Here is a 12,998-nt window from a genome sequence, read left to right as displayed (position 1 = left end):
AGCTGAAAAATTGTAGGAACACGCTCAGCTATGAATAATCAAATACAAATCGATGAGCAAGCGTTGATCGAAGTAAAAAATTTAAGCTTTAATCGTGGTGATCGTGTTATTTACGACCAAGTCAATTTAAAGATTCGTAAGGGTCAAATTACTGCCATTATGGGTCCTTCAGGGACGGGGAAAACCACGCTTCTTAGACTCATTGGGGGGCAACTTGTACCTGATGCAGGCGAGGTCTTGTTGGATGGCAAAAATATTAGCCAAATGAGTCGTCAGGAATTGTTTAAAGCACGTGCTCGTATGGGGATGCTCTTTCAAAGTGGTGCCCTTTTCACTGATATGACTGTCTATGAAAATGTAGCTTTCCCTATCCGCGCCCATACTCAATTGCCTGAACATTTGATTGCAGAACTGGTCGCTTTAAAACTCGAATCTGTGGGATTACGTGGCGCTGAGCAAATGATGCCTTCTGAGCTTTCAGGGGGGATGAATCGCCGTGTGGCGTTAGCTCGTGCAATTGCACTAGATCCAGATTTGATTATGTACGATGAACCATTTGCTGGTCAGGATCCCATCGTAATGGGGGTTTTAACCCGATTGATTCGTTCTTTACGAGAAGCGTTAGACCTAACGACCATTATTGTGTCTCACGATGTTGCTGAAACATTATCGATTGCAGATTACATTTATGTGGTTGCGGAAGGTAAAGTACAAGGCGAGGGTACACCTGATCAGTTAAAGAGTCATAGTTCGCCTTTCGTTCGTCAATTCTTAACAGGTTCGGTCGAAGGTCCTGTGGATTATCAATTTAGTCATCAAGCGTATTTAAGTGATGAGGTGCGTACATGAATGCGATAGCCTCACTAGGTAGACGCGTTATAGAGCGTGTTCAAGGTATTGGCGTAGCAGCCATTATGCTAGTTCAAATTTTATTTTCGATGCCGACATGGATTGGAGTCAAACTCTTTATCTATCAAATGTACCGTGTTGGCGTATTATCATTGCTTATCATTGTGGTGTCAGGACTGTTTATAGGTGCAGTCTTGGGTTTACAGATGTATAGCATTTTGGTCACTTTCGGCAGTGAAGCGATGCTTGGTGCAGCAGTTTCGTTGACCTTGTTGCGTGAACTTGCGCCAGTGGTTGCTGCACTTCTTTTTGCGGGGCGTGCAGGATCTGCTTTAACCGCCGAAATTGGTTTGATGAAAGCGACTGAGCAATTGTCTAGTATGGAAATGATCGGTGTTGATCCACTTAAACGCATTATTTCACCACGTTTATGGGCGGGTATATTTAGTTTGCCTATGCTTGCCGTAATTTTTGCTGCTGTGGGGATCATGGGCGGAAAAATGGTCGGTGTGGATTTTTTAGGTGCTGATGAAGGTTCGTATTGGAGTGGTATGGAAAGTGCCGTTCAATTTTATAAAGATGTCTTTAATGGCACGATCATCAAAAGCTTTGTATTTGCTTTAATCTGTACGTGGATTGCCGTATATCAGGGATATTCATGCGAGCCTACATCAGAAGGCATTGCGACAGCAACAACAAGAACGGTAGTGTATTCATCACTATGTGTTTTAGGATTTGATTTTGTTTTGACTGCGGTCATGTTTGGAGGTGTGTAATGAAATCACGTACGAGTGAGCTCGCAGTTGGAATATTCGTGATTCTATTTGGTTGTGCATTATTTTTCTTGGCAATGAAAGTAAGTGGCTTAGCTGGGACAAATTTAAAAGACAGTTATAGCATGACCGCAACTTTTGATAATGTGAATGGTATTAAACCACGTGCTAAAGTTGCACTGAGCGGTGTAAAAGTTGGTGAAGTTGAGTCGATCAGATTAGATCCGTTAACACGTCTTGCAACAGTGAAAATTAATTTAGATGGTGAGCTGACATCTTTCAATGATGAACAACTTAAAACTGTGCAAGAAGGTGCTTTAGAAGAGTTGCGTTATAGCAGTGACTATGAAGCTGCTACGCCATCGCAACAAAAAGAAATGGAAAAGCAACTGATCGCTAACATGAACTCCATCACCAATATTGATGAAGATGCTTACATTATGGTAGCGACAAATGGCTTACTGGGCGAGAAGTATCTCAAAATTGTTCCAGGTGGTGGTTTAAATTATTTAAAACGTGGTGATCAAATTGGCAACACACAAAGCACAATGGAAATTGAAGACTTAGTGTCTAAATTTGTGACAGGTGGTGCTGGTGATTCAGCTGCGAAAAAAGATTCAAATGGTTCATCAGATGCAGAAACTGTGGAATTCACAGATGAAACTGCTTCTTTTGTTGAATGATTAAATAGAGGAAAAATAAATGAATACGTTCGTAAAGCAAACACTGACTGTTAGCGTTTTATCGACGATGATTGCGAGTACAGCATTTGCTGCACCTACGGAGACTCCTCCTGCATTTATCAAAAAAGTAGCTGATGGCTTAATTTCACGTTTAAAAGCAGACCAAGCTAAGTTACAAAATAACCCTGCTGCGGTACGCGCAATTGTTCGTCAAAATTTAGATCCATATATTGATTCGCAATCATTTACTCGTATCGTGATGGGAACTTATGCAACGAATCAATATAGTAATGCTGCTCAACGCGCACAGTTTGAGAAGAACTTCCGTGAAACATTGATTGAAAACTATGGTAGTGCTTTCTCTAAGTTTTCTAATCAGACATATACAATTCGTCCGTATAAAGCATCTAACACTAAAAACCCTGTTGTAACGATTGATTTTATTAACAAGGGTGAGAAGATCCCTGTATCGTTCCAATTGGCTGATAAAGGTGATCAGTGGAAGATTCGCAATATCAACGTTTCTGGAATTGACTTAGGTTTGCAATTCCGTAATCAGTTTGCTGCTACTGTGAAGCGTAATGGTGGCGATATCAATAAAGCAATTGCAAACTTCAAGCCTGATGCTGAAGCTGCAGTTGAGAAAAAATAACAGAGAACAATTGTGATTTCACTCAAAGATCAAGAAATTATGGTTTCTGGAAAAATTAGCTTCGACAATGCTGAACAGTATTATCAACAAGGTTTAATGTTGATTCAACAAGCAAAGCAGTTTCCACTTACTGTAAATTTATCAGGTCTTGAACATGGTAGTACTCTGGCGCTAGCTGTTTTAGTGCGTTTATTGCGTCAAGCACCTGGAACATCGAGTTTACAGTTTAAATCTGTGCCAGAAAAAATGATGAAAATCATTCAATCTTGCCATTTAGAAAATGATTTAAAATTGATTTGATTGAAAAATAAAAAAGCACCTTAGGGTGCTTTTTTATCGCTTTAAAATAGTAATTTACTCAACAGAAGGTACTTCATACGTTGTTAAAAAAACGCGACATCAAAGCGTACTCAAATCCATTTTTTCCATCTAAAATAAATCAGTGGTCCAAATAAGAACACTAGGATAATCAAACTGACAACAACAAAGCTCGTCGTTCCTTGAGCAAAGGGCAGTACATCAGTGTTCATACCATAAATACTGGCCACCAACATCGGGGGAGCAAGCATGCTAGGTAAAATCGAGAATCGACGAATCGTATCATTCTGTTCAGTATTAATGAAACCCGAAGTGGTATCCAATAGGAATCGAACCTTCTGGAACAAGAATGCATCATGTTCTATTAATGAGCGAACATCCTCACTGAGTTCTCGAATATCAGCATCATAAATATGACTGCCTAAGGCACGGGGTCTTGCTAAGAAGGTCAGAACGCGGCGTAAGTCAATTAAACAGAGTTGCGCTTTACCCAACATATCTTCTTTTTGAGCAAGACGGGTAATCATATCATCGAGATCAAGAATTTGTTCACGGTGGCGAACATTCAATACTTCTGTAGAGTAGAGTTCTAGATCCTTGTGGATATCTTCTAAGATATCCGCAAGCTCATCGAGTTTAGCTTCGAGTAAACCCAAAAGTATCCAAGTCGGATCTTTATAGTCAATGTCGTAATCATTACGGCGAGCACGTGCTCGAAAGGCACGGAAAGCAACGAGCTTTTCACCACGTAAAGTAAATAGTCGATCTTTATGTAAAATAAATGCAACGGTTTGAACCGTTCCTAGCATATTGGATGACTCTTCAGGGTCACCATCGACTTGGTAGTTTTTATTTTTCGTTAAAAAATACGTACTGATATGTAAAATGCCATCATCATCACGGTAGAATCGTGCAGATGAAGAAATATCTTCTAATGATTTTAGTGTTGGAAGATTTTGTTTATAGGCATCTAAAACCCATTCTTGCTCATCTTGAGAGGGTGCAATTAAATCGATCCAAACCAATTCAGGGTGTAAATCAAACCCACCATTGATCGTTGCATCTTCTAGACTACCGCGCTCTGTGGCATAAAAGGCTTCAAGCATTTTATCTTTTCTCCCTTGCGCAGTTTGTGTGTGAACGATGGGTGTATTTTAGACAAGGATGCCATGAAAAAAAACTGATTCCATCATTAATTAGGTTAAAAAACACAGAACATATCATTTTAATTGTTGTTATAAAAACTTAAGGCTAATTTTAAATGAATTCTATTGCAATATTTTGTGGTTCAACATTAGGTTCCGATCCTGTTTATGCTGATGCAGCAAAGAAAACAGGGAAATATTTAGCGCAACAAGGCAAGACCTTGGTGTATGGTGGCGGTCGTTCAGGATTAATGGGGATTGTTGCGGATAGTGCATTAGAGGCTGGTGGAAAGGTCATTGGCGTGATTCCACAAGGATTGGTGGATCGTGAATTAGCACATCCAAATTTGACTGAACTTCACGTTGTTACCAGTATGCATGAGCGTAAAACGCTGATGGCAGATTTGTCGGATGGTTTTATTGCCTTACCGGGTGGTGCAGGAACAATTGAAGAAATTTTTGAACAATGGACATGGGCGCAACTCGGTATTCATCTTAAACCCTGCGCATTTTTAAACATTAACGGGTTTTATGATGGTCTATTACAATTCATTCAACATACGACAGATCAAGAGTTTACTCGAGCTCGCTTTACCAATGCATTAATCAATTCAACTTCAATCGAGGATATTGTGTCAAAATTCGAGTCTTATCAGGCACCACAACCGAAATGGGGTGTCCAAGATCGAGAAGATTTGGTGAAACTAGATACATGAGCAAAGTCATTACTGTCGCAGCAGCGATTATTTCCAATGAGGATCAGCAGTTGTTGTTGGTTCGAAAAAAGAATACCCAGTTTTTCATGCAGGTTGGTGGGAAGTTAGAGGAGAATGAGCCTTCTGAAGACACGATTCTGCGAGAAATTAAAGAAGAAATTGGCGCTGAGGCAGTAATAGATCAATATATAGGTCGTTTTGAAACCAAAGCTGCAAATGAAGCGGATCATCAGTTGATTAGTTATCTATATCGAGTTCAGCTTAAACAAGAGCCTCACATTCATGCAGAAATTGCTGAAATGAAATGGATCGATTTAGATGATGATGCTACGCCTTTAGCACCGTTAACTCGAGAAATCGTGATTCCTTGGTGTAGGCAGCATTTTAATGCCGATTAAAACTTAAAGTGACTGTGTCAATATTCTGCGGCTGCAATGCATGCGATCTGAATGTTCTGACAGCCGAGCTTTTCTAGTGCATTGGCCAACGCATTGACTGAACTCCCTGTGGTCACGACATCGTCAATAATCAGGATATTTCTAAACTTTCCTTTTTCTGAACGTATAGGTTTGAATTGAGATTGAATATCCTCGATTCTTTCTACACGTGTTAAGCCTTTCTGTGAGTGTTGTGCTGAACGTTCAATTGGCTGCCAAATGGGTACTTGCAGTTTTTTGGAAAGAATTTTTCCGATGACCATCATTTGATTATAACCACGCTCCTTCAAGCGCTCGTTTGAAATAGGCATAGGTACAATCGCTTGAAAACGTTTCAGTTTAAGTTCTAGCAATGTGTGTGCTAGAAAAGTTTGATAATGAAGTTGTTGTTCATATTTGAATAAGTGAATAATGCGATCTATAGGAAAGCTATAGTCGAAACAAGCATAAATATTTCTTTCATGTCGATGAATGAGTGAAGGGCTTTTCCATGGGAGCATTGTCCAACAGTCATCACATAATCTGTGGGTTTGAGTTGGAGAGAATCCGCATAATTGGCAAGCGCGTCGTGATAATAATGTGTGATAGAGGTTATGAATAGGGCTCAGCATCATGGCTCAAGTTATTTTTATTGTGAGTACCTATGATTATAACTGAGTTCGTTGATTAAGGAACATATTAAACATACGCATATCTAGGTGCTTCTGGTAACCATCGTTTAAGAAGAGCATCCGCTTGATGTGGGTAATCTTTTAAAATTTGAGTCGCGACATAGTGTGCTTGAGTTAACAGATGGTCATCACGTTCCAATTTAGCCACGCGAAAGCCCATGTCTCCAGTTTGTTTCGTTCCTAACAGTTCGCCTGGGCCACGGATTTCCAAATCTTTTTCTGCTATTAAAAAGCCATCATTAGTTTCACGCATAATGCGTAAACGCTCTTGTCCATTCTGCGATAAAGGACTTTTATACAATAATGCGCAAAAACTTGCTTTAGCACCTCGACCCACACGCCCCCTTAATTGATGTAGTTGAGATAGACCCAGTCGCTCCGCATTTTCAATGACCATGATGGATGCATTTGGTACATCCACTCCAACTTCGATCACAGTTGTTGCGATCAGCAGTTGTAATTGATTGTCTTTGAACTGTTGCATGACAGCTTGTTTTTCATCAGCTTTCATTTTGCCATGAACCAAACCAATATTGAGGTGCGGAAAGCGTTCTTTAATCTCCTGATAAGTCGCTTCAGCAGCTTGGGCATCTAACGTCTCTGATTGTTCCACTAATGTACAGACCCAATAAGCCTGCTTACCTTCAGCGCAGTTTGTCGCAATACGCTGCAGGACCTCTTCACGACGATCGAGTGGAATAGTGACTGTTTGGATTGGGGTACGCCCTGGGGGTAACTCATCAATCACAGAAGTATCTAAATCTCCGTACGCTGACATTGCTAACGTACGTGGGATAGGGGTGGCGGTCATTACTAACTGATGTGGTGTCGTATCCTGTGCCCCTTTATTTCGTAATGCTAGACGCTGGTCAACTCCAAACCGATGCTGTTCATCAATGATGACAAGACCCAATTTATGAAACTGGACGTTATCCTGAAATAGTGCATGAGTGCCGACGACCAATTGGGCAGAGCCTTCTCTAATCTGCTGTTCTGCAGCAGCGCGTGCTTTCCCTTTTTGTTTGCCTGATAACCAAGAAACTTGGATGCTGAGTGGTTCGAACCATTTTTTAAAATTTAAATAATGTTGTTCTGCGAGGATTTCAGTCGGTGCCATAAGAGCAACTTGCCATCCCTCTTCGAGTGGATGACATGCCGCAATGCCTGCTACTAGGGTTTTGCCTGCGCCTACATCACCTTGCACCAGTCTGAGCATCGGTTTGTTTTGTTTAAGATCTTTCACAATTTCATTTGAAACACGTTTTTGAGCATTTGTCATTTCAAAGGGAAGTGTGGAGAGAAGTTGTTTGGCAAATGTTCGACTGGCTGAAAATGCAGGTGCGGAGATCTGTTGAATGTATGCACGACGAGTCAACAAACTAATTTGATGACTGACTAATTCTTCAAAGATGAGACGTTGCTGCGCAGGATGCTGTCCTTCAGCCAGTTGCAACATATTGGCATCGGTGGGAGGGTGATGAATATATTCTAGTGCTTCTTTTAAAGCATACCCATTGGTAAATTTTGCAGGAATCAGTTCTGGTAAATCATGGGCATGTTGTGCTAAAGCTTGTTTAATATATTCACGCAGTTTAGGTTGAGTGAGTCCTTCCGTTGATGGGTAAATTGCGGTTAGCTGCGTTTTTGGAAGTGGTGTATGATCCGTAATCAATTGAATTTCTGGATGATACATTTCTAGGCCACGAGCGCCTACTCGTACTTCACCAAACACTCTTAAACGATTTCCAGGCTTTGCGCGATCCATCAATGCTTTATAAATATGATAAAAACGTAAGGTGACTTTTCCAAAATCATCTTGTATTAATATTGCCATGGATTTGCGTTTACCAGGCGGCATATCCATTGATGCGACAGTGCCTTCAAGTAAATAGCTTCGACCTACTTGAAGTTGATTCATGGGCACAATAGTACTGCGATCTTCATAATCTCGAGGCAGATGAAACAAAAGATCATCCGTATTCCAGATATTTAATTTTTCGAGTAAAGCGGCAGCGGCGTTTCCTACACCTTGCAACTGATGGACTGCAGTCATGTCCCCTCAACTTTGCTTAAATTGAATTTATAACACTAGAGAATAGGTCTTACATGCATATTCTATTTATCGGTTATGGTAAAACATCCCAACATGTTGCTAAACAATTATTTCAACAAAGACATCAAATTACTACAGTCAGTTTAAGCAGGAAAGATCAAACAGGTGCTATGCATCTTCAACAAGATATACACCAACTTGATTTATCGACATTGTCGCCTATTGATGCAGTATACGTGTTGATTGCACCCAAAGACCCATCACTAGACGGGTATAAAGCTGCTTTCATAGATGCGATTCCACATATGAGAAATCAGCTGGCATTGCATCCCATCCAAAAGATTATTGTTGTCTCATCAACACGCGTTTACGGACAAGATCAAGGGGAGGAGATTGATGACCAAACAGAGATCAATCCGAAAGATGAGAAAGCATTAGTGTTAGCCACAATGGAGAAACTTTGGCAAGAAGCCTTCCCACTGCAATGTATCATTGTGAGACCCACTGGTATTTATGGCGTATCCGTGAAGAGAATGATGCAGCTTGCTCAAAATACAATGACCTATCCCAATGTGCATTGGTCGAATCGAATTCATATCGAAGATTTAGCGGGTTTTCTTGTCCATTTACTTCACGTGGAACATCCAGAAAAAACTTATATTTGTAGTAATAATCAACCTATTCCATTACATGAAATTATTCTGTGGTTCCAAAAGCAGTTAAACATCCCTTCATTAAAATTATTGAGTGAGGCACAGCGTGGAAAGAAAATTTATGCCTCTCGAATGTTAAGCACTGGTTTTAAATTGAGATATGATCAATTTTTTAAGGATTATCGAGATCTCATTTAGACATAAAAAAACCCTCGCTGGGGAGGGTTTTAGATACTATTTTTTCTTGCGTTTTAAGCGTTTTTTGGCTTGTTGATCAGCAACTGCATCCAAAGCTTCTTTGAGCTCTTCATCGTTAAATGAAGTGATATGTTGCAACATTTGTAAGGTTACATCATCTAGTACCAAGTTGGCATATTGAGCGACCTCTTTGAATTGTGCATCAAAGACTATTGCGCCTTCTTCGTTATTACTGATATAGCCTTGTTGAGTCAGAACTTTGATAAAACTTTGGAAGAGCGCTTTATCAAAGAATTCAGGTGAGTTGAACTCATAAAGTACAGATAAACGCTGACCTAATAGATGGCTTAAATCTTCGACCTGCTTGGTCGTAATATTTCCAGAGCCACGTTGAGTAATTAGGGCAAGTGTCATGTAGTAGCGTTCAATACTTTGCTTCACTGGAGCAGCAAGCACGACTAACTGATTGTGTTGTTCAGAGTTAGGTGCAGGGCTACATAAATTTCCATGTTCATCAATCGTAATCAACTGTGCTTCTACCAGACCTTGAACATAGTTACAGATCTGTTCTTTAAGCTCATCCGTATTCCACTTAAGGAAAAGTTCAGCTTTCAAGAATGGATAAAGTGTACGAATGACATTAATCAAATCGCCCTGTGAAATTTTACCATTGTGCTCGACCATCGCAGCAATCAGTGATGGCAAGACATAAGCATGCAAAATATTATTGCGGAAATATGTCAGTAATACTGCTTGACCATCTTCAATCGCAATGATGTCGCCAAGGACATGTTTTACACGCTTAATCAACTTGAGTTTTAAACCATAAGCAATGATTTCTTTACCAGACAGTGGTGTGATTTGAACTCGATGATCATAAGGTAAAGCTGTTAGAAGATTGCGATAGGTATCTAACTGTTTAATACAAATCTCTTCATCAAGCGTGTGCTTGGAAGTCGATAGAAGAATAAGTGACAATAACGAAACTGGGTTGATAACAGCAGCACGGTTAATATTTTCAAGAATTGCATTTGCTGAGGTGTTGACTGCATCAGAAACTTCTTGAGGAATCGGGTCATCATTCTTCTCAATTTTGATATGTTCAGCACCATGCTGTTTCAAAATCTCATCAAGGAAGACGGGTTCACCAAAGTTTACGTGTACTTTACCGAAGATGCGTTCGATCTTTCTTAAGGTTTGTAAAATACCAAAGATAGATTCGGCCTCTTTAGGCTTACCATTCATTTCACCGACGTAAGTTGCACCTTCCATCAGGCGTTCATAACCAAAATAGGTCGGGACAAATACAATAGGTTTAGCACGACCACGCAAATGACTATGCACAGTCATTGCCAACATACCTGTTTTCGGCGGTAATAAACGTCCAGTACGTGAACGTCCACCTTCAATAAAGTATTCTAATGGCGTGTTGCGCGATAGGATACTGTATAGATATTCTTTGAATACAGTGGTGTATAACGCATTTCCACGGAAGGTTCGACGTATAAAAAATGCACCGCCACCACGTAAAAGCTGACCAACGAATGGCATATTCAGGTTATCACCTGCAGCAATGTACGGTACCATCATCCCACGCTTATAAATCACATAAGAGAGTAATAGGTAGTCAATATGGCTACGATGACAAGGTGTATAAATAATTTCGTAGTCTTTCGCTAATTCACGAACTGTATTGAAATTATGTACTTCTACGCCGTCATAGAGTTGAGTCCAAAGACGCGTCAGGGCTTGTTCTGCAAAACGTACGGTTGCATGAGAATAGTCTGATGCAATTTCATTCACGTAGCCGATCGCACGGCGCTCAGCTTCAATCAAACTGATTTTAGAGCGAATACTTTCTTTGCGAATTCCGTCCTGAACATCTTGAGATTTAATCAATGATTGCATCACGTTTCGACGATCTGACAAATCTGGACCTAATACAACTTCACGCTGACGATCTAGATAATCATTGAGTTGATTGACGATATATGTTGCAGGAGACAAGTTTGGATGTGTTACACGTGCGTAATCTACCAATTCGCGCAGTGATTTTGGTTCATGAAATTCAAGAAAAGATTGGCGACCATGTAAACCAATATTCATCAGTTGTTTAACAGTACTTGGCGTTGCCCAAGTGTCCGTAAATAGCAATTTAAATAATGAATCTTCTTTGTCCGGTGAGCGGCCCCACAATACAGTCACAGGTATAAGTTCAATGTCAGTATCTGGATGCTTATCCAATATCTCGATCAATCTGAGGAGACGAGGTGGAAATGCATGGGGTGGCGGATTAAGTAAGTTTGTTTCATCTTGGTGTTGTAAAAATAATACAGCAGCTTTCTCTTTATGGTCCCCGATCATGAGTGGGTCAAGTGCTGGCGCGAGATTTAATCGACGAGTTTCGCCGTCAACCACTAACGCATTACTACGCGAGTAATTTTGTAATACATAGCACACCACTTTTTTGTGAGTCGTGTTATTTTCAGTGGGTGGTGTTGAAGGTTGGGTTTCAGTAGGAACCTCTCCAAGAACATGCGGTGTTACTACGAGGTCAAGCAACTTACTGGAAAGTCGACGATACATTTGACCAAAGCCATTCTTGGACATACATACTCCTAGCCAAAGACGAATTTCGCATGACGCGAATGAAGGCAATTATTTTCTTAAATCTGTGATCAAAACAATATGTCATTTTCTAACAAAATGCACAGAATTTGGATGAATTTTCGTTAATAATCGTATTTTTAGCCAAAATATCAAATTTGTTTTATGACAATATAGTCAAGCAAAGTTTAGTTGTTTACTCGGAAATTATGGCAATATAGAGATTGAGTCATTAAATTGGAAAATCTGTTTAAATTCAACAGGCCCAATTTAATGTCGTAGCAATGAAATATATAGGTCCGATATGAATCAGCTCACGCAAGAACTCGTAGATTTACTCACGCTAGAAAGACTTGAAGAAAACATTTTTAGAGGCAAAAGCCAAAATTTGGTTGGCAAACGTGTCTTTGGTGGGCAAGTTCTAGGTCAAGCGTTACGTGCTGCTTCATATACAACTGATCGCCCTGCACACTCATTGCATGCATATTTCTTATTTGGTGGAGATGTTAATGCACCCATTATTTATGAGGTAGATCGAATCCGAGATGGGCGTAGTTTTGTGAGTCGCCAAGTTCGTGCGATTCAACATGGCAAGACGATATTCATGTGTATGGTATCTTTTGCAGACCAAGAAGAGGGTCTCAATTATCAAGTTGCTGAACCCGAATACCCGCTAGTAGATGGGTTAAAATCTGAAGCTGAACTCAAGAAAATGATTGTCGATTTCGTACCAGAGAATGTGCGTGCCAGCTTTATGCGTGATCGTCATGTTGAAATTAAGCCTGTAATGCCAGTCAATCCATTCCAACCACAACCTGAAGCGCCGTCTTACGCGCACTATATTCGTACACACGATCGTTTGGCTGATGATGTAGATGAAAATGCATTACATCAGGCGATCGCTGCTTTTTATTCAGACTTTACTTTGATGACAACCGCGCTACGACCACATGGACTCAGTTATATTTCACCGAGTTTACAGTGTGCCAGCATTGACCATACCATGTACTTTCATAAACCATTTCGTGTAGATGATTGGATGCTCTATGATATGGAGGCAACGATTAGTGCAAGTTCTAGAGGATTGAACTTTGGACGAATGTGGCAAAATGGACAATTGGTCTGTAGTACAGTACAAGAAGGTCTAATTAGAATTCGTGAAATCGAAACGCAATAAGATAATTGATCTATGCTTCAAGCCAAATCTTCAGATTTGGCTTTTTTACTTCATATTTGTATTTAT

The 12,998-nt window shown here is 40.2% G+C and carries 13 protein-coding genes; 9 read left to right on the top strand and 4 right to left on the bottom strand.

Annotated features, from left to right (window positions below):
• The first annotated feature begins 30 nt into the window (after positions 1 to 30).
• Genes AC1M87_RS12030 through AC1M87_RS12010 form a run of 5 tightly spaced genes read left to right on the top strand, consistent with a single transcriptional unit; the run spans position 31 to position 3,257 of the window.
• Positions 31 to 849: an ABC transporter ATP-binding protein gene (locus tag AC1M87_RS12030; RefSeq protein ID WP_481586775.1), complete on the top strand. Its 819-nt coding sequence runs from the start codon at positions 31 to 33 to the stop codon at positions 847 to 849.
• Positions 846 to 1,625: a lipid asymmetry maintenance ABC transporter permease subunit MlaE gene (mlaE, locus tag AC1M87_RS12025; RefSeq protein WP_035265034.1), complete on the top strand. Its 780-nt coding sequence runs from the start codon at positions 846 to 848 to the stop codon at positions 1,623 to 1,625. Before AC1M87_RS12030 ends, mlaE begins: the two co-directional genes overlap by 4 nt.
• Positions 1,625 to 2,305 carry an outer membrane lipid asymmetry maintenance protein MlaD gene (gene mlaD / locus AC1M87_RS12020; protein WP_035265035.1) on the top strand — a complete coding sequence of 227 codons (681 nt, stop codon included), beginning with the start codon at positions 1,625 to 1,627 and terminating at the stop codon, positions 2,303 to 2,305. The genes mlaE and mlaD overlap by 1 nt, the downstream gene beginning before the upstream one ends.
• A 19-nt stretch (positions 2,306 to 2,324) precedes the next feature.
• Positions 2,325 to 2,957 (top strand): MlaC/ttg2D family ABC transporter substrate-binding protein, encoded by a 633-nt coding sequence (locus AC1M87_RS12015; protein WP_035265038.1) that lies wholly within the window; start codon positions 2,325 to 2,327, stop codon positions 2,955 to 2,957.
• A 39-nt stretch (positions 2,958 to 2,996) separates the two neighbouring features.
• On the top strand, positions 2,997 to 3,257 hold the full coding sequence (locus AC1M87_RS12010) for an STAS domain-containing protein (protein WP_218945337.1): 261 nt from the start codon (positions 2,997 to 2,999) through the stop codon (positions 3,255 to 3,257).
• 110 nt (positions 3,258 to 3,367) lie between these two features.
• Here AC1M87_RS12010 and AC1M87_RS12005 read toward each other — a convergent pair whose 3' ends face one another.
• Positions 3,368 to 4,381 carry a CorA family divalent cation transporter gene (locus tag AC1M87_RS12005; RefSeq protein WP_481593806.1) on the bottom strand — a complete coding sequence of 338 codons (1,014 nt, stop codon included), beginning with the start codon at positions 4,379 to 4,381 and terminating at the stop codon, positions 3,368 to 3,370.
• Positions 4,382 to 4,536: 155 nt separating this feature from the next.
• Here AC1M87_RS12005 and AC1M87_RS12000 point away from each other — a divergent pair, with 155 nt between their 5' ends.
• Complete coding sequence (locus AC1M87_RS12000) at positions 4,537 to 5,136, top strand: LOG family protein (protein ID WP_092768108.1); 600 nt, start codon at positions 4,537 to 4,539, stop codon at positions 5,134 to 5,136.
• Positions 5,133 to 5,534, top strand: coding sequence for an NUDIX hydrolase (locus AC1M87_RS11995; RefSeq protein WP_092768106.1), 402 nt, complete (start codon positions 5,133 to 5,135; stop codon positions 5,532 to 5,534). Before AC1M87_RS12000 ends, AC1M87_RS11995 begins: the two co-directional genes overlap by 4 nt.
• A 17-nt stretch (positions 5,535 to 5,551) precedes the next feature.
• On the opposite strand, the gene AC1M87_RS11990 is transcribed toward AC1M87_RS11995, so the two are convergent.
• Positions 5,552 to 6,184 carry a ComF family protein gene (locus AC1M87_RS11990; RefSeq protein WP_481593805.1) on the bottom strand — a complete coding sequence of 211 codons (633 nt, stop codon included), beginning with the start codon at positions 6,182 to 6,184 and terminating at the stop codon, positions 5,552 to 5,554.
• A gap of 67 nt (positions 6,185 to 6,251) precedes the next feature.
• On the bottom strand, positions 6,252 to 8,297 hold the full coding sequence (gene recG / locus AC1M87_RS11985; RefSeq protein WP_481593804.1) for an ATP-dependent DNA helicase RecG: 2,046 nt from the start codon (positions 8,295 to 8,297) through the stop codon (positions 6,252 to 6,254).
• 53 nt (positions 8,298 to 8,350) lie between these two features.
• Between recG and AC1M87_RS11980 the strand changes: the two genes are divergently transcribed.
• Positions 8,351 to 9,148, top strand: a complete 798-nt coding sequence (locus AC1M87_RS11980) for a Rossmann-fold NAD(P)-binding domain-containing protein (RefSeq protein ID WP_481593803.1) — start codon at positions 8,351 to 8,353, stop codon at positions 9,146 to 9,148.
• A 36-nt stretch (positions 9,149 to 9,184) separates the two neighbouring features.
• Here the strand turns inward: AC1M87_RS11980 and plsB are convergent, their stop codons facing one another.
• Positions 9,185 to 11,758 carry a glycerol-3-phosphate 1-O-acyltransferase PlsB gene (gene plsB, locus AC1M87_RS11975; RefSeq protein ID WP_035265057.1) on the bottom strand — a complete coding sequence of 858 codons (2,574 nt, stop codon included), beginning with the start codon at positions 11,756 to 11,758 and terminating at the stop codon, positions 9,185 to 9,187.
• Between the two features lie 301 nt (positions 11,759 to 12,059).
• On the opposite strand from plsB, the gene AC1M87_RS11970 reads away from it, so the two are divergent.
• A complete protein-coding gene (locus AC1M87_RS11970; RefSeq protein ID WP_481593802.1) occupies positions 12,060 to 12,932 on the top strand; it encodes an acyl-CoA thioesterase in 873 nt (290 codons plus the stop codon).
• Positions 12,933 to 12,998: the final 66 nt, after the last annotated feature.

It is taken from the genome of Acinetobacter sp. 24-47-62, from assembly GCF_056779765.1.
Note: the sequence above shows the minus strand (reverse complement) of the source record. Positions and strands in the feature narration are given on the sequence as shown.

Excerpts from the sequence above, each read along its gene's own strand:
- AC1M87_RS12030 (WP_481586775.1), top strand. The coding sequence starts at position 31 with ATGAATAATCAAATACAAATCGATGAGCAAGCGTTGATCGAAGTAAAA.
- mlaE (WP_035265034.1), top strand. The coding sequence starts at position 846 with ATGAATGCGATAGCCTCACTAGGTAGACGCGTTATAGAGCGTGTTCAA.
- mlaD (WP_035265035.1), top strand. The coding sequence starts at position 1,625 with ATGAAATCACGTACGAGTGAGCTCGCAGTTGGAATATTCGTGATTCTA.
- AC1M87_RS12015 (WP_035265038.1), top strand. The coding sequence starts at position 2,325 with ATGAATACGTTCGTAAAGCAAACACTGACTGTTAGCGTTTTATCGACG.
- AC1M87_RS12010 (WP_218945337.1), top strand. The coding sequence starts at position 2,997 with ATGGTTTCTGGAAAAATTAGCTTCGACAATGCTGAACAGTATTATCAA.
- AC1M87_RS12005 (WP_481593806.1), bottom strand. The coding sequence starts at position 4,381 with ATGCTTGAAGCCTTTTATGCCACAGAGCGCGGTAGTCTAGAAGATGCA.
- AC1M87_RS12000 (WP_092768108.1), top strand. The coding sequence starts at position 4,537 with ATGAATTCTATTGCAATATTTTGTGGTTCAACATTAGGTTCCGATCCT.
- AC1M87_RS11995 (WP_092768106.1), top strand. The coding sequence starts at position 5,133 with ATGAGCAAAGTCATTACTGTCGCAGCAGCGATTATTTCCAATGAGGAT.
- AC1M87_RS11990 (WP_481593805.1), bottom strand. The coding sequence starts at position 6,184 with ATGCTGAGCCCTATTCATAACCTCTATCACACATTATTATCACGACGC.
- recG (WP_481593804.1), bottom strand. The coding sequence starts at position 8,297 with ATGACTGCAGTCCATCAGTTGCAAGGTGTAGGAAACGCCGCTGCCGCT.
- AC1M87_RS11980 (WP_481593803.1), top strand. The coding sequence starts at position 8,351 with ATGCATATTCTATTTATCGGTTATGGTAAAACATCCCAACATGTTGCT.
- plsB (WP_035265057.1), bottom strand. The coding sequence starts at position 11,758 with ATGTCCAAGAATGGCTTTGGTCAAATGTATCGTCGACTTTCCAGTAAG.
- AC1M87_RS11970 (WP_481593802.1), top strand. The coding sequence starts at position 12,060 with ATGAATCAGCTCACGCAAGAACTCGTAGATTTACTCACGCTAGAAAGA.